The sequence below is a fragment of the Pseudomonas anuradhapurensis genome (assembly GCF_014269225.2).
GTDB lineage: Bacteria > Pseudomonadota > Gammaproteobacteria > Pseudomonadales > Pseudomonadaceae > Aquipseudomonas > Aquipseudomonas anuradhapurensis.
In genome coordinates, this window is the sequence record NZ_CP077097.1 from 1,184,078 (window position 1) to 1,205,640 (window position 21,563).

At 63.9% G+C, this 21,563-nt stretch carries 22 protein-coding genes; 15 read left to right on the forward strand and 7 right to left on the reverse strand.

What is annotated here, in order from left to right:
- Nucleotides 1-141 precede the first annotated feature (141 nt).
- The gene (locus HU763_RS05450) at nucleotides 142-1,341 is read right to left on the reverse strand and encodes a transporter associated domain-containing protein (protein WP_186686042.1); all 1,200 of its coding nucleotides are present in this window, start codon (nucleotides 1,339-1,341) and stop codon (nucleotides 142-144) included.
- Nucleotides 1,342-1,350: 9 nt separating this feature from the next.
- Nucleotides 1,351-2,160 carry a cytochrome C assembly family protein gene (locus HU763_RS05455; RefSeq protein WP_186686040.1) on the reverse strand — a complete coding sequence of 270 codons (810 nt, stop codon included), beginning with the start codon at nucleotides 2,158-2,160 and terminating at the stop codon, nucleotides 1,351-1,353.
- 323 nt (nucleotides 2,161-2,483) lie between these two features.
- Here HU763_RS05455 and ffh point away from each other — a divergent pair, with 323 nt between their 5' ends.
- The 12 genes from ffh (at nucleotide 2,484) to HU763_RS05515 (ending at nucleotide 12,408) form a co-directional block, all read left to right on the forward strand.
- The gene (gene ffh, locus HU763_RS05460; RefSeq protein WP_170028509.1) at nucleotides 2,484-3,860 is read left to right on the forward strand and encodes a signal recognition particle protein; all 1,377 of its coding nucleotides are present in this window, start codon (nucleotides 2,484-2,486) and stop codon (nucleotides 3,858-3,860) included.
- 259 nt (nucleotides 3,861-4,119) lie between these two features.
- On the forward strand, nucleotides 4,120-4,371 hold the full coding sequence (gene rpsP, locus HU763_RS05465; protein ID WP_003259424.1) for a 30S ribosomal protein S16: 252 nt from the start codon (nucleotides 4,120-4,122) through the stop codon (nucleotides 4,369-4,371).
- Nucleotides 4,372-4,376: 5 nt separating this feature from the next.
- On the forward strand, nucleotides 4,377-4,913 hold the full coding sequence (gene rimM / locus HU763_RS05470; protein WP_170028510.1) for a ribosome maturation factor RimM: 537 nt from the start codon (nucleotides 4,377-4,379) through the stop codon (nucleotides 4,911-4,913).
- A gap of 3 nt (nucleotides 4,914-4,916) precedes the next feature.
- Nucleotides 4,917-5,669: a tRNA (guanosine(37)-N1)-methyltransferase TrmD gene (trmD, locus tag HU763_RS05475; RefSeq protein ID WP_003252146.1), complete on the forward strand. Its 753-nt coding sequence runs from the start codon at nucleotides 4,917-4,919 to the stop codon at nucleotides 5,667-5,669.
- A 42-nt stretch (nucleotides 5,670-5,711) separates the two neighbouring features.
- Nucleotides 5,712-6,062, forward strand: a complete 351-nt coding sequence (rplS, locus tag HU763_RS05480) for a 50S ribosomal protein L19 (RefSeq protein ID WP_003252148.1) — start codon at nucleotides 5,712-5,714, stop codon at nucleotides 6,060-6,062.
- Between the two features lie 93 nt (nucleotides 6,063-6,155).
- Nucleotides 6,156-6,563, forward strand: coding sequence for an acyl-CoA thioesterase (locus tag HU763_RS05485; protein ID WP_170028512.1), 408 nt, complete (start codon nucleotides 6,156-6,158; stop codon nucleotides 6,561-6,563).
- Between the two features lie 207 nt (nucleotides 6,564-6,770).
- Nucleotides 6,771-7,667 (forward strand): site-specific tyrosine recombinase XerD, encoded by an 897-nt coding sequence (gene xerD / locus HU763_RS05490; protein WP_186687238.1) that lies wholly within the window; start codon nucleotides 6,771-6,773, stop codon nucleotides 7,665-7,667.
- Between the two features lie 153 nt (nucleotides 7,668-7,820).
- Complete coding sequence (locus tag HU763_RS05495) at nucleotides 7,821-8,564, forward strand: DsbC family protein (RefSeq protein WP_186687236.1); 744 nt, start codon at nucleotides 7,821-7,823, stop codon at nucleotides 8,562-8,564.
- 83 nt (nucleotides 8,565-8,647) lie between these two features.
- Nucleotides 8,648-9,952 (forward strand): homoserine dehydrogenase, encoded by a 1,305-nt coding sequence (locus HU763_RS05500; protein ID WP_170028519.1) that lies wholly within the window; start codon nucleotides 8,648-8,650, stop codon nucleotides 9,950-9,952.
- Between the two features lie 55 nt (nucleotides 9,953-10,007).
- Nucleotides 10,008-11,417, forward strand: coding sequence for a threonine synthase (gene thrC / locus HU763_RS05505; protein ID WP_186687233.1), 1,410 nt, complete (start codon nucleotides 10,008-10,010; stop codon nucleotides 11,415-11,417).
- 210 nt (nucleotides 11,418-11,627) lie between these two features.
- On the forward strand, nucleotides 11,628-12,047 hold the full coding sequence (locus HU763_RS05510; protein WP_186687230.1) for a DNA-binding transcriptional response regulator: 420 nt from the start codon (nucleotides 11,628-11,630) through the stop codon (nucleotides 12,045-12,047).
- 79 nt (nucleotides 12,048-12,126) lie between these two features.
- On the forward strand, nucleotides 12,127-12,408 hold the full coding sequence (locus tag HU763_RS05515; RefSeq protein ID WP_170028525.1) for a DUF3509 domain-containing protein: 282 nt from the start codon (nucleotides 12,127-12,129) through the stop codon (nucleotides 12,406-12,408).
- Nucleotides 12,409-12,557: 149 nt separating this feature from the next.
- On the opposite strand, the gene HU763_RS05520 is transcribed toward HU763_RS05515, so the two are convergent.
- A complete protein-coding gene (locus HU763_RS05520; RefSeq protein WP_186687227.1) occupies nucleotides 12,558-13,433 on the reverse strand; it encodes a TIGR02285 family protein in 876 nt (291 codons plus the stop codon).
- 16 nt (nucleotides 13,434-13,449) lie between these two features.
- Nucleotides 13,450-14,649 (reverse strand): CaiB/BaiF CoA transferase family protein, encoded by a 1,200-nt coding sequence (locus tag HU763_RS05525; RefSeq protein WP_186687224.1) that lies wholly within the window; start codon nucleotides 14,647-14,649, stop codon nucleotides 13,450-13,452.
- Between the two features lie 131 nt (nucleotides 14,650-14,780).
- On the opposite strand from HU763_RS05525, the gene HU763_RS05530 reads away from it, so the two are divergent.
- From HU763_RS05530 to HU763_RS05540, 3 genes are all read left to right on the forward strand, one after another.
- Nucleotides 14,781-15,323 carry a YaeQ family protein gene (locus HU763_RS05530; protein WP_170028531.1) on the forward strand — a complete coding sequence of 181 codons (543 nt, stop codon included), beginning with the start codon at nucleotides 14,781-14,783 and terminating at the stop codon, nucleotides 15,321-15,323.
- 8 nt (nucleotides 15,324-15,331) lie between these two features.
- Nucleotides 15,332-17,041 carry a single-stranded-DNA-specific exonuclease RecJ gene (gene recJ, locus HU763_RS05535; protein ID WP_186687221.1) on the forward strand — a complete coding sequence of 570 codons (1,710 nt, stop codon included), beginning with the start codon at nucleotides 15,332-15,334 and terminating at the stop codon, nucleotides 17,039-17,041.
- Between the two features lie 148 nt (nucleotides 17,042-17,189).
- Complete coding sequence (locus HU763_RS05540) at nucleotides 17,190-18,296, forward strand: NADH:flavin oxidoreductase/NADH oxidase (protein ID WP_186687219.1); 1,107 nt, start codon at nucleotides 17,190-17,192, stop codon at nucleotides 18,294-18,296.
- Between the two features lie 116 nt (nucleotides 18,297-18,412).
- Here HU763_RS05540 and HU763_RS05545 read toward each other — a convergent pair whose 3' ends face one another.
- Genes HU763_RS05545 through HU763_RS05555 form a run of 3 tightly spaced genes read right to left on the reverse strand, consistent with a single transcriptional unit; the run spans nucleotide 18,413 to nucleotide 21,563 of the window.
- On the reverse strand, nucleotides 18,413-19,837 hold the full coding sequence (locus HU763_RS05545) for a gamma-aminobutyraldehyde dehydrogenase (RefSeq protein ID WP_186687216.1): 1,425 nt from the start codon (nucleotides 19,835-19,837) through the stop codon (nucleotides 18,413-18,415).
- 18 nt (nucleotides 19,838-19,855) lie between these two features.
- Nucleotides 19,856-20,662: an ABC transporter permease gene (locus HU763_RS05550; protein ID WP_186687212.1), complete on the reverse strand. Its 807-nt coding sequence runs from the start codon at nucleotides 20,660-20,662 to the stop codon at nucleotides 19,856-19,858.
- Nucleotides 20,652-21,563, reverse strand: coding sequence for an ABC transporter permease (locus HU763_RS05555; protein ID WP_186687209.1), 912 nt, complete (start codon nucleotides 21,561-21,563; stop codon nucleotides 20,652-20,654). The genes HU763_RS05550 and HU763_RS05555 overlap by 11 nt, the downstream gene beginning before the upstream one ends.

The window sequence follows — 21,563 nt, forward strand, 5'->3', positions numbered from 1 at the left end:
GGGGATAGGGGCGGGGGCGGGCACTGTTCGGGGTATTGAAGCAGGACCGCAGGGCGTGTCAGTGGGGCGGACTGGCCGTGGAGCGCCGAGTGCGGATAGCAGGCGGGACGGCTAGGCTGGGTAAGCGTGGCCCGAGTATAGCTAGCGGGTCACGGTCCATACCAGTACCTTGCTGGCACAATTGTCCTCTGTTTCGAGGATTTCCAGGCGATAGCGGCCGATCTTCAGGCAAACGGCGCTTTCCGGGATGCTTTCCAGCGCTTCGGTGACCAGCCCGTTGAGGGTTTTCGGCCCGCCGTCGCAGGGCAGGTGCCAGCCCAGGGTGCGATTGATTTCGCGCAGCGAAGCGGTGCCGTCGATGACGAAGGTGCCATCTGGCTGCGGGTGGACGTGGGGGTTGTCCAGGGTGTGCTCGTCCTCGAATTCGCCAACGATTTCCTCGAGGATATCTTCCAGGGTGACGATGCCCAGTACTTCACCGTACTCGTCCACCACCACGCCCAGGCGGCGTTGCTGTTTGTGGAAGTTCAACAGCTGCATCTGCAGGGGCGTGCTTTCCGGCACGAAATAGGGCTCGTAGCAGGCGCTGTGGAGTTTCTCCAGGGTCAGCTCGGCCTTGGGCAGCAGGTGGCTGATCAGCTTGGTGTTGAGGATCGCTTCAACCTGGTTGATGTCGCTGTGGTACACCGGCAGGCGGGTGTGGCGGCTGACGATCAGTTGCTCGATGATGCGCTCGATCGGATCGTCGAGGTTGATGCCGTCCACTTCGTTGCGCGGCACCAGAATGTCGTTGACGGTGATCTTGTCCAGTGATTGCAGGCCGTCGAGCAGGCCATGGCGCGGCGCTTCGTGCTCGTCGTCCTCATCGAAGTCATCCGCTTCCGGCGGATGCACGGCCACAGCCGTGGGTTGCACGCGGAATGGGCGCAGGATCAACCTGGCAATGCCATCCAGCAGGCAGGCCAGTGGTTGCAACAGGGTCAGCGGCACTTTCAGCAGGCTGACACCGAGGCTGACCAAGGCCTGCGGGTTGCGCCGCGCCAGGCGTCGTGGCAGGTACTCGGCGAACACCAGCAAGCTGAGGGTGGCGGCCAGGCCGGCCAGCCAGAAACCGTGCTCGCCACTGTGGCGCTGGCCGATCAGGCAGGCCAGGCCCAGCACCAGCAACTTGCCCAGGCTGGCACACAGCACCAGGGCCTGGGCGGGCAGCGCGGGGCTGTCCTCGCCGGTGCGCGCACCATTGAGCAGCTGGCGGGCGGCATCCACGGCGGTGAACAGTGCCGACCACAACAGCGCCAGTGCCAGGGTGCCGAATAGCGGTGCGTACGGCAGGGTATCCATGGGCGGCCGTCAGATATGCAGGATGAATTCGCGAACCAGCTTGCTGCCGAAATAGGCCAGCATCAGCAGGCAGAAACCGGCCAGCGTCCAGCGGATGGCCTTGTGGCCACGCCAGCCCAGGCGGGTACGGCCCCACAGCAGCACGCTGAACACCACCCAGGCGACACAGGCCAGCAAGGTCTTGTGCACCAGGTGCTGGGCGAACAGGTTGTCGAGGAACAGCCAGCCGGAGATCAGCGACAGCGACAGCAGGCACCAGCCGGCCCAGAGGAAGCCGAACAGCAGGCTTTCCATGGTTTGCAGGGGCGGGAAGTTGCGGATCAGCCCGGACGGGTGCTTGTTTTTCAACTGGCGGTCCTGCAGCAGCAACAGCAGCGCCTGGAACACCGCGATGGTGAACAGGCCGTAGGCCAGGATCGACAGCAGGATATGCGCGAGGATGCCCGGTTCCTCGTTGATCAGCGGCACCGTGCCGGGGGGCGCGAACTGCGCCAGCAGCGCGGTCACCGCGCCCAGCGGGAACAGCAGCACCAGCAGGTTTTCCACTGGTATGCGCAGGCAGGCCAGCAGGGTCAGGGCGATGACTGCCACGGCGATCAGGCTGGCGGCGCTGAAGAAGTCCAGGCTCAGGCCCAGCGGAGTGATCAGCTGGAAGAACAGCGCGCCGCCCTGGGCGAGCACCGCGAAGGCGCCCAGCAGGGCGAGCAGGCGCTTGTCGGCCTTGCGGTTGCGGGCCAGGAACGAGCCCTGGTAGATGGCCGCAGCTATATAGAGGACGGCGGCGATCAGGTTGGGGATGAGGCTGGGTGAGGAGAACATAAGTCCTGGGTGGCGAGCCTTAAAGAGACGGAGTTTGGCATAGATCGCGCTGGTCTAGGAAGACTGGCAGACCGCGGTGCGGCTTTCGCGGCTGAACCCGCTCTTACAGGTGCGGCGCCGGTCTTGAACGTGGTGCAGACCCTGTGGGAGCGGGTTCACCCGCGAAGAGGCCGGCACAGCCACCGAATATCTATCAGGCCGCCAGCAAGGTGTGCGCCGCCGCCGCACTTCGCTATAATCGCCGCCTTGCTGTGCCTGGCGGGTATGCATTCCCCCTGGGCGCCTGACAAACCTCGGCTTTTACTGGGCCTGAAAGGATCACCATGTTCGAAAACCTGACCGACCGCCTGTCACAGACGCTGCGCCATGTCACCGGCAAGGCCAAGCTGACCGAAGACAACATCAAGGACACGCTGCGCGAAGTGCGCATGGCCCTGCTCGAGGCCGACGTCGCCCTGCCGGTGGTCAAGGATTTCGTCAACAGCGTCAAGGAGCGTGCGGTCGGCACCGAAGTGTCGCGCAGCCTGACCCCGGGCCAGGCCTTCGTGAAGATCGTCCAGGCCGAGCTGGAAAGCCTGATGGGCGCGGCCAACGAAGACCTCGCGCTGAACGCTGCGCCACCTGCCGTGGTGCTGATGGCCGGCCTGCAGGGCGCGGGCAAGACCACCACCGCCGGCAAGCTGGCGCGCTTCCTCAAGGAGCGCAAGAAGAAGAGCGTGATGGTGGTGTCTGCCGACGTCTACCGCCCGGCGGCGATCAAGCAGCTGGAAACCCTGGCCAACGACATCGGTGTCACCTTCTTCCCCTCCGACATCAGCCAGAAGCCCGTGGCCATCGCCGAAGCGGCCATTCGTGAAGCCAAGCTGAAGTTCATCGACGTGGTCATCGTCGATACCGCCGGCCGTCTGCACATCGATGCCGACATGATGGACGAGATCAAGGCGTTGCACGCTGCGGTCAAGCCGATCGAGACCCTGTTCGTGGTCGACGCCATGACCGGCCAGGACGCCGCCAACACCGCCAAGGCATTTGGCGAGGCGCTGCCGCTGACCGGCGTGGTACTGACCAAGGTCGACGGTGACGCGCGTGGCGGTGCCGCCCTGTCGGTGCGGGCCATCACCGGCAAGCCGATCAAGTTCATCGGTATGGGCGAGAAGACCGAAGCGCTCGAGCCGTTCCACCCCGACCGCGTCGCCTCGCGCATCCTCGGCATGGGCGACGTGCTCAGCCTGATCGAGCAGGCCGAGCAGAACATCGACAAGGCCAAGGCCGACAAGCTGGCCAAGAAGCTGAAGAAGGGCAAGGGCTTCGACCTCGAAGACTTCCGCGACCAGTTGCAGCAGATGAAGAACATGGGCGGCCTGGGCGGGCTGATGGACAAGCTGCCGAGCATCGGCGGGGTCAACCTGTCGCAGATGGGCAATGCCCAGGGCGCGGCCGAGAAGCAGTTCAAGCAGATGGAAGCGATCATCAACTCCATGACCCCGGCCGAACGCCGTGATCCGGAGCTGATCAGCGGCTCGCGCAAGCGCCGTATCGCCATCGGTTCCGGCACCCAGGTGCAGGACGTCGGCCGCCTGATCAAGCAGCACAAGCAGATGCAGAAGATGATGAAGAAGTTTTCCGCCAAGGGCGGCATGGCCAAGATGATGCGTGGCCTGGGCGGGATGCTGCCAGGTGGCGGCATGCCCAAGCTGTAACCCCTATTCCGGGTGCCTGCCGTTTGTCCGGCCGGCGCCCTGAACCCCCGCCTTGGTGGGGCAACGGCCGCGAATTTTGCGGCGCAACCGGCGAATCTGGACGGCAGGGCGGGGCCTTGCCGAAAAAGTCATTTGCAAATGTCCGTGTATTCCCCGAGAATATGCGGCCTTTTGGGCACCCGTGTGCCTATTTGGCATTCAGATTTGCAGTACCAGCTGCTGTATCAACTGCAGCACCGACTATAGGAACGATGTTCACATGGTAACCATTCGTCTGGCCCGTGGCGGCTCGAAAAAGCGCCCATTCTACCACCTGACCGTGACCAACTCGCGTAACGCCCGTGACGGCCGTTTCGTTGAGCGCGTAGGTTTCTTCAACCCGATCGCTGCTGGCGCCGAAGTCAAGCTGTCGGTCAACCAAGAGCGCGTCAACTACTGGCTGAGCCAGGGTGCACAGCCGTCTGAGCGCGTTGCTCAGCTGCTGAAGGACGCTGCCAAGGCTGCTGCCTGAGCAGTATGAACGCGACGCCAGAAAAGGCTGACGACCTCATCGTCGTTGGCAAGATTTTTTCGGTTCACGGCGTTCGCGGCGAGGTGAAGGTGTATTCCTTTACCGATCCGATTGAAAACCTGTTGGATTATCCGCGCTGGACGCTTCGGCACGAAGGCAAGGTAAAGCAGGTCGAGCTGGTCAACGGTCGTGGCTCCCAAAAGGGCCTGGTCGTGAAACTGAAAGGCCTCGATGACCGTGATGAAGCTCGTCTTCTGAGTGGTTACGAAATCTGCATTCCGCGGAGCCTTTTGCCCAGCCTGGCGGCCGACGAGTACTACTGGTACCAGTTGGTAGGCCTGAAGGTCATCAACCAGGACGAACAGCTGTTCGGCAAGGTCGATCACCTGCTGGAGACCGGTGCGAACGATGTCATGGTGGTCAAGCCCTGCGCAGGCAGCCTGGATGATCGCGAGCGTCTGTTGCCCTATACGGCGCAATGCGTGCTCGATATCGACCTGGAAGCAGGCGTGATGCGGGTTGAGTGGGACGCGGACTTCTAGACGATGGGTAACCTTCGCGTAGACGTCATCACGTTGTTCCCCGAGATGTTCTCGGCCATCACGGAGTACGGCATTACCAGCCGCGCGGTGAAACAGGGGTTGCTTCAGGTGACTTGCTGGAACCCGCGGGACTACACCACAGATCGTCACCACACGGTGGATGATCGGCCGTTTGGCGGTGGTCCGGGCATGGTGATGAAAATCAAGCCTCTGGAAGACGCCCTGGTTAGCGCCAGGCAGGCGACCGGAGCAGCGGCGAAGGTGATCTACCTTTCGCCACAAGGCCGCAAGCTGACACAGCAGGCGGTCAAAGGCCTGGCCGAACAGGAATCGTTGATCCTGATCGCCGGTCGTTATGAAGGCATCGACGAGCGCTTTATCGAGGCTCATGTCGATGAGGAGTGGTCGATTGGCGACTATGTGCTTTCCGGTGGCGAGCTGCCGGCCATGGTACTGATCGATGCGGTTACACGGCTGCTGCCCGGAGCTTTAGGGCATGTGGACTCGGCGGAAGAAGATTCCTTCACCGACGGTCTGCTCGACTGCCCGCACTACACCCGACCTGAGGTGTATGCGGATCAGCGTGTTCCCGACGTGTTGCTAAGTGGCAACCATGCACACATCCGGCGTTGGAGAATGAAGCAGTCCCTTGGTAGGACCTTCGAACGACGCGCCGATCTTCTGGAAAGTCGCTCGCTTTCTGGAGAAGAGAAGAAGCTGCTCGAGGAATATCTCCGCGAGCGGGACGATAGTTAAACGTATCGATGGTGGATCGCGTATCCATCTTAGGAGCACAGCATGACCAACAAGATCATCCAGCAGCTCGAAGCCGAGCAGATGAGCAAGGAAATCCCGACCTTCGCACCAGGCGACACCGTTGTCGTCCAGGTTAAAGTGAAGGAAGGTGAGCGTTCCCGTCTGCAGGCGTTCGAAGGCGTCGTTATCGCCAAGCGTAACCGCGGTCTGAACAGCGCCTTCACCGTGCGCAAGATCTCCAGCGGCGTTGGCGTAGAGCGTACCTTCCAGACCTACAGCCCGCAGATCGACAGCCTGGCCGTGAAACGTCGTGGTGACGTGCGTAAAGCCAAGCTGTACTACCTGCGCGACCTGTCCGGCAAAGCCGCTCGCATCAAGGAAAAACTGTCCTGAGTGCAGTTTGCCCGGTGGCCGCGGCCGCCTAGCGAGAAAAAAGCAGCCTTCGGGCTGCTTTTTTGCGTTTTGAAACCCGTAGATGTGATTGTCATGACCCCCCGAGACCAGGAAATCCAGCGCCGCACCGAACTGTCGGTGACCCGCGTGACCAAGGCGGTGTTCCCCAACACCACCAACCACCACAACACCTTGTTCGGCGGCACTGCCCTGGCGTGGATGGACGAAGTGTCGTTCATCGCCGCCACGCGCTTCTGCCGTCTGCCACTGGTGACCGTGTCCACCGACCGTATCGACTTCAAGCACCCGATCCCGGCAGGTTCGATCGTCGAACTGGTGGGTTCGGTGATCAAGGTCGGCAATACCAGCTTGCAGGTGCAGGTGGATGTGTTCGTCGAGAACATGTACCTGGACGGACGCGAGCGGGCGATTCATGGGGTATTCAGCTTCGTCGCCATCGACGAGGACAAGCGCCCGGTGCCGGTCTTGCCTCAGGTTTGAGCACATCCTGGGCCTGACCTGGGCCTTGTAGGAGCGGCCTTGTGTCGCGATGGGCTGCGCAGCAGCCCCCAGGATTTTCCGCAGCGCTGTACCATCTGGGGGCCGCTGCGCAGCCCATCGCGACACAAGGTCGCTCCTACAAGGCCCGCGACAACGGGCTGGATGCTGTGAAACACTAGCCCTATCTCAAGCATCCAGCAGCCCCGCATGCCCGCCCTCGACCACCCCCTGATCGACCAGTTCCTCGACGCCCTGTGGCTTGAAAAAGGCCTGTCCGACAACACCCGCGTGTCCTACCGCAGCGACCTGGCCCTGTTCAACGGCTGGCTGCAGGAACGTTCCGTCAGCCTGCCCGACGCCGGCCGCGAGCTGATTCTCGACCACCTGGCCTGGCGCCTCGACCAGGGTTACAAGCCACGCTCCACGGCACGCTTCCTGTCCGGCCTGCGCGGTTTCTTCCGCTACTTGCTGCGGGAAAAGCTGGTGGCCATCGACCCGACCCTGCAAGTGGACATGCCGCAACTGGGCAAGCCCCTGCCCAAGTCGCTGTCCGAAGCCGACGTCGAGGCCTTGCTGCAGGCCCCGGAGCTGGGCGAAGCCATCGGCCAGCGTGACCGCGCCATGCTCGAAGTGCTCTACGCCTGCGGCCTGCGCGTTACCGAACTGGTCAGCCTGACCCTCGACCAGGTCAACCTGCGCCAGGGCGTGCTGCGGGTAATGGGCAAGGGCAGCAAGGAGCGCTTGGTGCCCATGGGCGAAGAAGCGGTGGTGTGGCTGCAGCGCTACCTGCGCGATGGCCGCGCCGAACTGCTCAATGGCCGCCCCAGCGACGTGCTGTTCCCCAGTCAGCGTGGCGAGCAGATGACCCGCCAGACGTTCTGGCACCGCATCAAGCACCACGCCCGGGTGGCCGGCATCGACAAACCCTTGTCGCCGCACACCCTGCGCCATGCCTTCGCCACACACTTGCTCAACCACGGCGCCGACCTGCGTGTGGTGCAGATGCTGCTGGGCCACAGCGACCTGTCGACCACGCAGATCTACACCCATGTCGCCAAGGCCCGCCTGCAGCAGTTGCACGCCCAGCATCACCCGCGTGGATGAATGTTTTTCATGTTCCGCCGACCGGTCCTTGCAGGGCCCTTCATTGGCAGTGTGATGTGGTAGGCTTGAGCGGTTTGCACCAAGGGCCGCATTGTCAGAGCGCATTTTGCGCAGCTGACGCCCTCCGGCCCCTGTCCGCCTTCAGGAGTTCCCATGCGCGTGACCCAGTTTTTCGCCGCCGCCGCGTTGGCGCTGGCCAGTACCCTTGCCGTTGCCGCGGCAACCGATAGCCCTGCCGGCGCCGAGCAGGCCATCCGTAAATCATTGCAGAACCTCGAGCTGGAAGTGCCGGTAGAAAGCGTGGCCAGCAGCCCGGTCAGCGGCCTGTATGAAGTCAAGCTGCAGGGTGGTCGCGTGCTGTATGCCAGCGCTGACGGGCAGTTCGTGATGCAGGGCTACCTGTTCCAGATCCAGGACGGCAAGCCGGTCAACCTGACCGAGAAGGCCGAGCGCCTGGGTATCGCCAAGCTCATCAACGGCATTCCAGCCGCCGAGATGGTGGTTTATCCTGCCAAGGGCGAGACCAAATCGCACATCACCGTGTTTACCGACACCACCTGCCCGTACTGCCACAAGCTGCACGCCGAAGTGCCCGAGCTCAACCGCCGCGGTATCGAAGTGCGTTATGTCGCCTTCCCGCGCCAGGGCCTCGGCTCGCCGGGTGACCAGCAGTTGCAGGCCGTGTGGTGCTCCAGCGACCGCCGTGCAGCGATGGACAAGATGGTCGAGGGTGAGGAAATCAAGGCTGCCAAGTGCGCCAACCCGGTCAGCAAGCAGTTCCAACTGGGCCAGTCGATCGGTGTCAACGGCACGCCGGCGATCGTGCTTGAAAGTGGCCAGGTCATTCCGGGCTACCAGCCGGCACCGCAGGTGGCCAAGCTGGCACTGGCCAAGTAATCCAATTCAGTGCGCCGTCGTCATGGGGTGACGGCATGTTTCACGGCCGGCAAAGGTGTCGGCCGTTCAATGGGGAGTTCACAGTGAAACCGGTCAAAGTAGGCATCTGTGGGTTGGGGACCGTCGGTGGCGGAACCTTCAATGTACTTCAGCGCAACGCCGAGGAGATTGCCCGCCGTGCCGGGCGCGGTATTGAAGTGGCACAGATCGCCATGCGCTCGCAGAACCCGAACTGCCAGATTACCGGTACCCCCATTACCGCTGACGTGTTCGAAGTTGCCAGCAACCCGGAGATCGACATTGTCATCGAGCTGATCGGTGGCTACACCGTGGCCCGCGACCTGGTGCTCAAGGCCATCGAAAACGGCAAGCACGTGGTCACCGCCAACAAGGCGCTGATTGCCGTGCACGGCAACGAAATCTTTGCCAAGGCGCGCGAGAAGGGCGTCATCGTCGCCTTCGAAGCCGCCGTGGCCGGTGGCATTCCGGTGATCAAGGCCATCCGCGAAGGGCTGTCGGCCAACCGCATCAACTGGCTGGCCGGCATCATCAACGGTACCGGCAACTTCATCCTTACCGAAATGCGTGAGAAGGGCCGGGCCTTCCCTGACGTTCTGGCCGAAGCCCAGGCGCTGGGTTACGCCGAAGCCGACCCGACCTTCGACGTCGAAGGCATCGATGCCGCACACAAGCTGACCATCCTCGCCTCGATCGCGTTCGGCATCCCGCTGCAGTTCGACAAGGCCTACACCGAGGGCATCACCCAGCTGACCACCGCTGACGTGAACTACGCCGAGGCCCTGGGCTACCGCATCAAGCACCTGGGCGTGGCACGCCGCACCGCCGACGGCATCGAGCTGCGGGTACACCCGACGCTGATCCCGGCCGACCGCCTGATCGCCAACGTCAATGGCGTGATGAACGCCGTCATGGTCAATGGTGACGCTGCCGGTTCCACCCTGTACTACGGCGCCGGTGCCGGCATGGAGCCTACCGCTTCGTCGGTGGTCGCTGACCTGGTCGACGTGGTGCGGGCGATGACTTCCGACCCGGAAAACCGCGTACCGCACCTGGCCTTCCAGCCGGACTCGCTGTCGGCCCACCCGATCCTGCCGATCGAAGCCTGCAAAAGCGCCTACTACCTGCGCATCCAGGCCAAGGACCACCCGGGCGTACTGGCCCAGGTGGCCAGCATCCTCTCGGCGCGCGGCATCAACATCGAGTCGATCATGCAGAAGGAAGCCGAGGAGCAGGACGGCCTGGTACCGATGATCCTGCTGACCCATGGTGTGGTCGAGCAGCACATCAACGATGCCATCGTCGCCCTGGAAGCCCTGCAGGACGTGGTCGGCAAGGTCGTGCGCATTCGCGTCGAACAGCTCAATTAATTTTGCCGTCGGGCCGCCTGCGCGGCTCCGGCCCCAGTATCGAAGGTTTGCACCCATGCGCTATATCAGCACCCGCGGCCAGGCACCGGCCTTGAATTTCGAAGACGTCCTGCTGGCCGGTCTGGCCAGCGATGGCGGCCTGTACGTGCCAGAAAACCTGCCACGCTTCACCCAGGAAGAAATCGCCTCGTGGGCCGGCCTGCCGTACCACGAGCTGGCCTTCCGGGTAATGCGCCCGTTCGTCGAAGGCAGCATCGCCGATGCCGACTTCAAGAAGATCCTCGAAGAAACCTATGGTGAGTTCGCCCATGCCGCCGTGGCGCCGCTGCGCCAGCTGAACAGCAACGAGTGGGTGCTCGAGCTGTTCCACGGCCCGACCCTGGCGTTCAAGGACTTCGCCCTGCAACTGCTGGGGCGGCTGCTCGACCACGTACTGGCCAAGCGCAACGAGCGCGTGGTGATCATCGGTGCCACCAGCGGTGACACTGGCTCCGCCGCCATCGAAGGTTGCCGCCGTTGCGACAACGTCGACATCTTCATCCTGCACCCGCACCAGCGCGTGTCGGAAGTGCAGCGTCGGCAGATGACCACCATCTTCGGCGACAACATCCACAACATCGCCATCGAAGGCAACTTCGATGACTGCCAGGAAATGGTCAAGGCCAGCTTCGCCGACCAGTCGTTCCTCAAGGGCACCCGCCTGGTTGCGGTGAACTCGATCAACTGGGCGCGGATCATGGCCCAGATCGTCTACTACTTCCACGCCGCCCTGCAGCTGGGTGGCCCGGCCCGTTCGGTCGCGTTCTCGGTACCTACCGGCAACTTCGGCGACATTTTCGCCGGCTACCTGGCGCGCAACATGGGCCTGCCGGTCAGCCAGCTGATCGTCGCCACCAACCGCAACGACATCCTGCACCGCTTCATGAGCGGCAATCAGTACGTCAAGGAAACCCTGCATGCGACCCTGTCGCCGTCGATGGACATCATGGTGTCGTCCAACTTCGAGCGCCTGCTGTTCGACCTGCACGGTCGCAATGGTGGCGCGATTGCCGAGCTGATGGCGAACTTCAAGCAGGGTGGTGGTTTCAGCGTCGAACAGGACCGCTGGACCGAAGCCCGCAAACTGTTCGATTCGCTGGCTGTGACTGACGAGCAGACCTGCGAAACCATCGCCGAGGTATTCGCTGCCACCGGCGAGGTGCTCGACCCGCACACCGCGATTGGCGTCAAGGCCGCGCGCGAGTGCCGGCGCAGCCTCGACACGCCGATGGTGGTCCTGGGTACCGCGCATCCGGTGAAGTTCCCGGAAGCGGTGGAGAAGGCCGGTGTGGGCAAGGCGCTGGAACTGCCTGCGCACCTCAGCGACCTGTTCAGCCGTGAAGAACGCTGCACGGTGCTGGCCAATGACCTGAAGGCTGTGCAGGGCTTTGTCAGCCAGCACGGTAACCGCGGCAAGCCGCTGTAATCACCTTGCATCGGGCTGCGCCGCAGCCCATTGCGCCCCAAGGCCACTCCTGCAGAACATCGCGTTGCGTGCAGGCGCGGCCTTGGGTCCCGATAGGCCGCAAAGCGGCCGTAGCACCTCAGCCTTTTCCTTCGCCCCTCTCAGAAACATCCTATTCAGGTCGACCTTCACAACACCTAAATTAGCCGGCTCTCCCTTCAGGAGCGGCTCATGCACCAGCCCTACGTGTTGATCCACCAGGCTCGCCCGTCTCACCAGATTCTCCTGCACCAGGCCCTCAACGCCCAGGGCATCTTCGACGTTCGCGTCAGCGCAAACACCACTGAACTCGATGCGTGCCTTGGCGCCGAGCGTCGTCCCGACCTGCTGATTCTCGACCACGCCATGCCGACCCTGGCCGGCCTTGCCCTGTTCGAGCAGCGGTACCCCGCACGTGCGTTGCTATTCGTCGGCCAGGCTACCGGCAAGCACCATGACCTTGCCCAGGAGGCCAGAAGCCGTGGCCTGTGGGTGCTCGCCGAGCTGCCCTGGCCGCTGTCGATGCCACGCCTGCAGCATGCCTTGCAGGCACTGCAAATGCGCCCCTGGCGGCGTATTCAAACTGTCACCTGCACCCCGCATGCTCACTGACGAAGGCGCGGTGTGACGAACTTTCCGCTGCGTCTGTTGGTCAGTTCCTCTATATCCCACCACGCAGCGAGTGATCCGGATGGAAAGAATCTGCAGACTGCTCAACGAAGCCCTGACCCCTTACCAGGCCCACCTTGGCGTCGCCGATGCCCAGGGTAATCGCCAGTTGACCGTGCGTGACCCGCTCGGCGATATAACCTTGCGGCGTACGGTCAGCGAACGCCAGTTGCAGGAGCAACGCCTGCTGGTCGACCTGGTGGATGGTTTGCACCGTGACTTGCAGATCGCCGAGGGGCGATTGCAGCCCTGCGTAATCGCAGCACTGCAGCAGCGCCAGCAGCCCCCTGGAACCTTTGCCTGAGTGGCTGATCAGACACTGTAGGGCAGCCAGCCAGTGCTTTGCTCCGGCGCTGGCAGGGCTGCCACGGGAAGTCCCCAAGGACTTTCGCTTGGCCCCGGGCGTGTTCCCCAGCGTCCGGGGTTTCTTTTTGGGTGGCCGCAGCAGCCCTGTCAGCGGTCTTTGAAGAAGCGCTTGCTGTCTTCCAGGTAGCCTTCCTGTAGTGCCGGGTCCAGCCAGCGCGCATAGTGTGCCGGCAGTACTTCCTGGCGCAGGGCAGGCAGCAACTGTTCGATATGCGCAATGGCGGTGCGCCCCAGCTCGGTGTCCGAGCACCCTACATGCAGAAACTGGTAGCGGGGCACTCCCTGCACCGGATAGAACCGATAGTCAGCCAGTGACCCGCCTTGCTGCTGGACCAGGTAGCGCACTTCGTGCCAATAGCCAAGCACCAGGCGCAAGCGCCCCAGTTGCTGCATCTGCAGCAGGTTGGCAGTGGCGTCGTTGCCGTAGTGGCGGCTGAGGGCGCTGTCGGGCAGCTGGCGCAGGATGGCGTCGATCTGCGTGCCGTAACTGCGTTCGGCAACCACGCCCAGCTGCAGCGTGGTCTTGCTCAACAGGCCATGCAGGTCCACCTGCTGGCCATCGAGGTAGGGCGCCACCAGCGCCTGGCTGTCCTTGCGCAGCACCAGGCCGCCGCTGAGCACACCCAGAGCAGGCATGGAAAAACGTACATACCCGGCGCGCTCCGGTGTCCACAGCAAGGTCGGATCGCAGGTGAAGCTGTTGTGGTCTTGCAGCATCTGGATACCGCGGGCGCGGTTGACCCGCACGATGCTGTGGTCGTATTCGGGCATCTGGCCGATGAGCAGTGGCAACAGCTGGTCGATCACCCCCTGGCCTTTTTCCGGCCCTTCGAAAATGGTGAACGGTGGCAGGTCGCGCACCAGCCAGAACAGGCGCTCCTTGGCGCTGGCCGGTTGCCACAGCAAGGCCGGCAGCAGCCCGCACAGCAGGACCAGGTGACGTAGGCGGCGGGCAGCGCGCATGGGGGGCAGGGCCAGGTCAGACCGTGCCGGCTGAACGCAGGCTGGCGATGGCGGCTGCGTCGTAGCCCAGGGCGCCGAGCAATGCCTCGGTGTGTTCGCCCAGTGCCGGGCCAACCCACTCGGCCGAGCCGGGAGTATCCGACAGTTTGGGGACAATGCCGGGCATGCGGAACGGCTTGCCGTCCGGCAGCCTGGCGTGCAGGAACATTTCCCGCGCCAGGTACTGCGGGTCGTTGAACATGTCTTCGGCCGAATAGATGCGGCTGGCCGGCACTTCGGCGGTGGTCAGCACCTGCATCAGTTGCTCCAGCGGCAGGCTGTTGGCCCAGCGGTCGATCACCCCGTACAGCTCGTCGCGGCGCAGGTCGCGGCCATCATTGGTGGCCAGGCTCGGGTCGTCGGCCAGGTCGGTGCGGCCAATGGCCTGCATGAAACGCTTGAAGATGGCATCGCCATTGGCGCCGATCTGCACATGCTTGCCGTCGGCGCTGGTATGGATGGAGGAGGGCGTGATGCCCGGCATGATGTTGCCGGTACGTTCGCGGATGAAGCCGAACACATCGAATTCCGGGACCATGCTTTCCATCATGGCGAAGATCGCCTCGTACAGCGCCACATCCACCACCTGGCCGTCACCGCCGTTGACCTCTCGGTGGCGCAGGGCCATCAGCGCGCCGATCACGCCCCACAAGGCAGCAATCGAGTCACCGATGGAAATGCCGGTGCGCACCGGTGGGCGATCGTCGAAACCGGTTATATAGCGCAGGCCGCCCATCGACTCGCCGACGGCGCCGAAGCCTGGCTGGTCCTTCATCGGCCCGGTCTGGCCAAAACCCGACAGGCGCACCATCACCAGGCGCGGGTTGAGAGCATGCAGCACGTCCCAGCCCAGGCCGAGTTTTTCCAGCACGCCCGGGCGGAAGTTCTCGATCAGGATGTCAGCCTCGGCCAGCAGCCGCTTGAGAATCTCGCGGCCCTCGGGGTGCTTGAGGTTGAGGGTGAGCGACTGCTTGTTGCGGGCCTGTACGAACCACCACAGCGAGGTGCCCTCGTACAACTTGCGCCATTTGCGCAGCGGGTCGCCGCCATCGGGCGATTCGACCTTGATCACCTCTGCGCCGAATTCGGCGCAGATGCGCGAGGCGAACGGCCCGGCGATCAGGGTGCCAAGTTCGATGACTTTGAGGCCGGCGAGGGGTTTGCTGGGCGTAGGCATGGGGCATCCGTGGCAACTGGGCAGAGCCGTGGTTTTATCATAGGTCGCAAGCGGCAGATACTGCCGCGGCGCAACCAAGGGCAGGATCGGTTAGACTGTGCCACTTTTCTTGCGCAAGAAGCCCGTCGACCATGGCCCAGCCGTCCACCACCTACAAATTCGAACTGAACCTGACCGACCTCGATCGTGGCGTGTACGAGAACGTCCGCCAGACTATCGCCCGCCACCCTTCGGAAACTGAAGAGCGCATGGCCGTGCGCCTGCTGGCCTATGCGCTGTGGTACAACGAGAACCTGGCCTTCGGCCGCGGCCTGTCCGACGTCGACGAAGCGGCCCTGTGGGAGAAGAGCCTGGACGATCGCATCCTGCACTGGATCGAAGTGGGCCAGCCGGATGCCGAGCGCCTGACCTGGTGCTCGCGCCGCACCGAGCGTACCAGCCTGCTGGCCTATGGCAGCCTGCGGGTGTGGCAGAACAAGGTGGTGGACGCGGTCAAGGGCTTGAAGAACCTGAGCATCGCCGCCGTTCCGCAGGAGGTGTTGGCAACCCTCGCTACCGATATGCCGCGTACCATCAAGTGGGACGTGATGATCAGCGAGGGCACGGTATTCGTCACCGATGACCGCGGCCAGCACGAAGTGCAGCTGGAGTGGCTGCTGGGTGAGCGTGGCTGAAGCACTCCATGCGTATCGAACCTCGCCCGCTGCCGCCGACCCTGCCATTTCTCGGTAACCTGCCACCCTTGCTGACCCGCCTGTACGCTGCCCGCGGCGTGCAGAGCGAAGCCGAACTGGACAAAAGCCTGGCGCGCCTGCTGCCGTTCCAGCAGCTCAAGGGTATTGAAGCCGGTGTCGATCTGCTGGTCGAGGCCATCGACCAGCGCCAGCGCATTCTGATCGTTGGCGACTTCGATGCCGATGGCGCCACCGCCAGTACGGTCGGCGTGCTGGGCCTGCGCCTGCTGGGCGCGGCGCATGTCGATTACCTGGTACCCAACCGCTTCGAGTATGGCTACGGCCTGACCCCGGAAATCGTCGCGGTGGCGCTGCAACGCCAGCCGCAACTGCTGATTACCGTGGACAACGGCATTTCCAGTGTCGATGGGGTGGCGGCGGCCAAGGCGGCGGGGCTCAAGGTGCTGGTCACCGACCACCACCTGCCGGGCGAGCAGTTGCCCGCGGCCGACGCCATCATCAATCCCAACCAGCCGGGCTGCAGCTTCCCGAGCAAGGCGCTGGCCGGGGTCGGGGTGATCTTCTATGTGCTGATGGCCCTGCGTGCACGCCTGCGCAGCCTTGGGCGCTACGAGACGCAGCCACAGCCGAACATCGGCGAACTGCTCGACCTGGTCGCCCTGGGCAGCGTCGCCGACGTGGTGCCGCTGGACGCCAACAACCGCATCCTGGTGCACCAGGGCCTCGAGCGTATCCGCGCCGGCCGTGCCCGCCCGGGGCTCAAGGCCATTCTCGAAGTGGCCCGCCGCGACCACCGGCGTATCACCTCGACCGACCTCGGCTTCATCCTCGGCCCACGGCTCAACGCTGCCGGGCGCCTGGACGACATGAGCCTGGGCATCGAATGCCTGCTGTGCGAGGACGCCGCCCTGGCCAAGGACATGGCCCAGCAGCTGGACGACCTGAATCAGGACCGCAAGTCCATCGAGCAGGGCATGCAGCGTGAGGCACTGGCCCAGCTCAAGGACCTGCCGATCGAGTCGATGCCCTACGGTCTGTGCCTGTTCGATGCGGACTGGCACCAGGGGGTGATCGGTATCCTGGCCTCGCGCCTGAAGGAGCGTTACCACCGGCCGACCATTGCTTTCGCCGATGCCGGCGAGGGCATGCTCAAGGGCTCGGCGCGTTCGGTGCCGGGCTTCCATATTCGCGATGCGCTGGATGCCGTGGCCGCGCGCCATCCGCAATTGATCAGCAAGTTCGGCGGCCACGCCATGGCCGCCGGGTTGTCGTTGCCCGAGGCTAATTTCCCGGCATTTGCCCAGGCGTTCGACGAAGAAGTGCGGCGTCACCTGGTTGAAGACGACCTGACCGGCCGCCTGTTGTCGGATGGCAGCCTGGCAGTGGAGGAATTCCACCTCGACCTGGCCAAGGCCCTGCGCCATGCCGGCCCTTGGGGCCAGCATTTCCCCGAGCCGCTGTTCCATGGCGTGTTCCAGCTGGTGGAGCAGCGCGTGGTGGGCGAGCGGCACCTGAAGGTGGTGCTCAAGAGCGAGTGCGGCTCGGTGCGGCTGGATGGCATCGCCTTTGGTATCGACCGCGAAGTGTGGCCGAACCCGACGGTGCGTTGGGTTGAACTAGCGTACAAGCTGGACGTGAACGAGTTTCGTGGCAATGAAAGCGTGCAGTTGATGATTGCCCACATGGAGCCGCGCTGACCGTACCGACGCTATCGTCCCTCGAATTTTCAGGGAACCTTCCCCCCAAGCATTCTGGTCTAGTCTGAATATTGACCGGACCCGGGCCAGGGACTTGCAATTGAGTGTCCGGGCCGGATCACCATTGGAGTCCTTGGGAGGTGCCCTCATGAGCCTGCTGCTCGAGCCTTACACCCTGCGTCAGCTGACCCTGCCCAACCGCATCGCCGTTTCGCCGATGTGCCAGTATTCCGCTGTCGATGGCCTGGCCAACGATTGGCACCTTGTTCATCTTGGCAGCCGCGCCGTGGGTGGCGCAGGCTTGGTCATCACCGAAGCGGTGGCGGTGACCGCCGATGGCCGCATCACCGCCGAAGACCTCGGCCTGTGGGACGATGCACAGATCGCCCCGTTGCAGCGCATCACCCGCTTCATCACGGCCCAGGGCGTTGTGCCCGGCATCCAGTTGGCCCATGCCGGGCGCAAGGCCAGTACCTATCGGCCTTGGCTGGGCAAACAAGGCAGCGTCAAGCCGGAAGAGGGTGGCTGGCAGCCGGTAGGGCCATCAAGGATCGCCTTCGACCCGCAGCACACCACGCCTCGCGAGTTGAACCACGACGAAATCCAGGGCGTGATCGACGCTTTCGTCGCCTCGACCGAGCGTGCCCTGAAAGCCGGATTCAAGGTCGTGGAAATCCACGCCGCGCATGGCTACCTGCTGCATCAGTTCCTGTCACCACTGAGCAACCAGCGCCGTGACGAGTACGGCAGCTGTTTCGAAAACCGCATCCGCCTGACCTTGCAGGTGGTCGAGGCCGTGCGCAAGGTGTGGCCGGCCGAGCTGCCGCTGTTCGTGCGGGTGTCGGCGACCGATTGGGTCGAGGATGGCTGGAACCCGGATGAAACCGTCGAACTGGCGCGCCGCCTGCGTGGCCTGGGTGTCGACCTGATCGACGTGTCCTCCGGCGGCACCTCGGTCAATGCCGAGATCCCCACCGGCCCCGGCTACCAGACCCGTTTCGCCGAGCGTGTGCGCAAGGAGTCGGAAATCGCCACCGGCACCGTGGGCATGATCACCGAACCGGCCCAGGCCGAGCACATTCTGCGCACTGGCCAGGCCGACATCATCTTCCTTGCCCGCGAACTGCTGCGCGACCCGTATTGGCCGTTGCATGCCGATGATGACCTGGGCGGCAACAAGGCCACCTGGCCCGCTCAATATCAGCGCGCGACCAGCCGGGCCAACCCGATTCACGAGTCGGATTTACGGGATTAGCATCGTCGGAGTGTGGTGGTGGGCGGAAATAATCGGTAGGGCTGATATCGAGCGCCGCGCGGGCGGCGCTCGATCTCGCAGGCGCCAAGAATCCAGCGACCTACCCCAAACTTCCCTCAATGCTTGATCATCACATGCCGCACGCAGGTGTAGTCTTCCAGCCCATACATCGACATGTCCTTGCCATACCCCGAATGCTTCTGCCCGCCATGGGGCATTTCGCTGACCAGCATGAAGTGGGTGTTCACCCAGGTGCAGCCATACTGCAGGCGCGCCGCCAGGCGGTGGGCGCGGCCGGTGTCGCGGGTCCATACCGATGAGGCCAGGCCGTAGTCGGAGTCGTTGGCCCATTCCAGCGCCTGCGCTTCGTCGCTGAAGCGGGTGACCGAGACCACCGGGCCGAACACCTCGTTACGCACGATCTCGTCGTCCTGCAGGGCATCGGCCAACACCGTCGGCTCGAAGAAGAAACCGTCACCCTCGATCGCCTTGCCGCCGGTCACCAGGCGAATATGCGGCTGGGCGATGGCCCGCTGTACCAGGCCAGCGACCTTGTCGCGGTGCTGGGCGCTGATCAATGGCCCCAGCTCGGTATCTTCGGCTTCCTGCAGGCCGGGCTTGAGGCTGGCCACCGCTTCACCCAGGCGCTCGACGAAGCGCTCGTAGATGCCGTCCTGCACATACAACCGGCACGCGGCCGTGCAGTCCTGGCCGGCGTTGTAGAAACCGAAGGTGCGGATGCCGTCGACGGCCGCGTCGAGGTCGGCATCGTCGAACACCAGTACCGGCGCCTTGCCGCCCAGTTCCATGTGCATGCGTTTCACGCTGTCGGCGGTGGCACTGATGATGCGCGCGCCGGTGGGAATCGAGCCGGTCAGCGATACCATGCGTACCTTGGGGTGGGTGACCAACGGGGTGCCGACGGTCTGGCCGCGGCCGAAGAGGATGTTCAGCACCCCGGGCGGCAACAGGTCCCGGGCCAGTTGGCCCAGGCGCAGGGCGGTCAGCGGGGTCATCTCGGAGGGCTTGATCACCACCGTGTTGCCCGCGGCCAGGGCCGGGGCGATCTTCCATGCCAGCATCATCAACGGGTAATTCCACGGCGCGATCGAGGCGACCACGCCCAGTGGGTCACGGCGGATCATCGAGGTGTGCCCCGGCAGGTATTCGCCAGCTGCCGAACCGCCCAGGCAACGCGCGGCACCGGCGAAATAGCGAAACACATCGGCGATTGCCGGGATCTCGTCATTCAGCGCCGCGCTCAACGGCTTGCCGCAGTTCTGCGATTCCAGCCGGGCCAGTTCATCGCCATGCGCTTCGATCGCGTCGGCCAGCGCCAGCAACGCCTGCGAACGCTCCTTGGGGCTGGTTTGCGACCAACTGTCGAAGGCCTGGTCGGCGGCGCGTACGGCGCTGTCCACCTGCGCCTCGGTGGCTTCGTTGATCTGCGCCAGGGCGCTGCCCAGCGCCGGGTTGAGTACGGTCCAGGCCGGGCCTTCGCCAGCGACCAGCTGGCCATTGATCAGCATCTGCGTTTGCATCGGGGGACTCCTCCAGGGTCATTTGCCGCTGCCCGCGACGCTTTCGCCGCCACGGGTCAGGTAATAGGCGCCAAGGATTGGCAGCATGGTCACCAGCATCACCAGCATGGCGACCACGTTGGTCACCGGCACGTCACGCGGGCGGCTGAGCTGGTTGAGCAGCCAGATCGGCAGGGTGCGTTCGTGGCCGGCGGTAAAGGTGGTGACGATGATCTCGTCGAACGACAGGGCAAAGGCCAGCATGCCGCCGGCCAACAGCGCCGAGCCGAGGTTGGGCAGGATGATGTAGCGGAAGGTCTGCCAGCCATCGGCGCCCAGGTCCATCGAGGCTTCGATCAGGCTCTGCGAAGTGCGCCGCAGGCGGGCGATGACGTTGTTGTAGACGATCACCACGCAAAAGGTGGCGTGGCCGACCACGATGGTGAACACCCCGGGTTCCAGGCCCAGGCTCTTGAACGCCGAGAGCAGGGCGATACCGGTGATGATGCCGGGCAGGGCGATGGGCAGGATCAGCAGCAGCGAAATGCTCTCCTTGCCGAAAAAGCTGCGCCGATACAGCGCCGCCGAGGCCAGGGTACCCAGTACCAGGGCGATCAGCGTGGCCAGGCAGGCTACCTGCAGCGACAGCTGGATCGCCTCCAGCACATCGGGCCGGGCGAACGCCACGGCGAACCACTTCAGGGTAAAGCCCTTGGGCGGGAAGCTGAACGCCGCATCTTCGGTGTTGAAGGCGTACAGGAAGATGATCAGGATCGGAAAGTGCAGGAACAGCAGGCCGCCCCAGGCGGCCAGGCGCAGCCCGATCGAAGCTTTGTCAGAGTGCATCGAAGGCTCCCAGGCGCTTGACCAAGGACAGGTATACCGCGATCAGCACGATCGGCACCAGGGTGAAGGCGGCGGCCATCGGCATGTTGCCGATCGCCCCTTGCTGGGCATAGACCATGCTGCCGATGAAGTAGCCAGGCGGGCCGACCAGCTGCGGCACGATGAAGTCGCCCAGGGTTAGCGAGAAGGTAAAGATCGAGCCGGCGGCAATACCCGGGATCGACAGCGGCAGGATCACCTGCACGAAGGTTTGCCGAGGCCGCGCGCCGAGGTCTGCCGAGGCCTGCAGCAGGGAAGGTGGCAAGCGTTCCAGCGAGGCCTGGATGGGCAGGATCATGAATGGCAGCCAGATATAGACGAACACCATGAAGCGCCCCAGGTGTGATGTCGACAGGGTACTGCCGCCCACCCCCGGCACCGCCAGCACGGTTTGCAACAGGGCATCCAGGTGCAACTGCTGGACGAACCACTGGGCCACGCCACCCTTGGCCAGCAGCAGGGTCCAGGCGTAGGTCTTGACGATGTAGCTGGCCCACATCGGCATCATCACCGCGATGTAGAAAAATGCCTTGGTCTTGCCGCTGGTGTAGCGCGCCATGTAATAGGCGATGGGGAAGGCCAGCACCGCGCTGGCCAGCGACACCGCCAGCGCCATGCCCAGGGTGCGCAGGATGATGTCGAAGTTCGACGGGTTGAACAGGGCGGCGAAATTGCCCAGGGTCAGCTCCGGGCTCACCGCCATGGTGAAGTCGTCGAAGGTATAGAAACCCTGCCACAGCAGGTTGAGCAGCGAACCCAGGTAGATCGCGCCGAACCAGGTCAGTGGCGGCACCAGCAGCAACGCCAGGTACAGGTTGGGGCGCCGGTACAGCAGGTTGGACAGCTCGCGTAGCGTACCCAT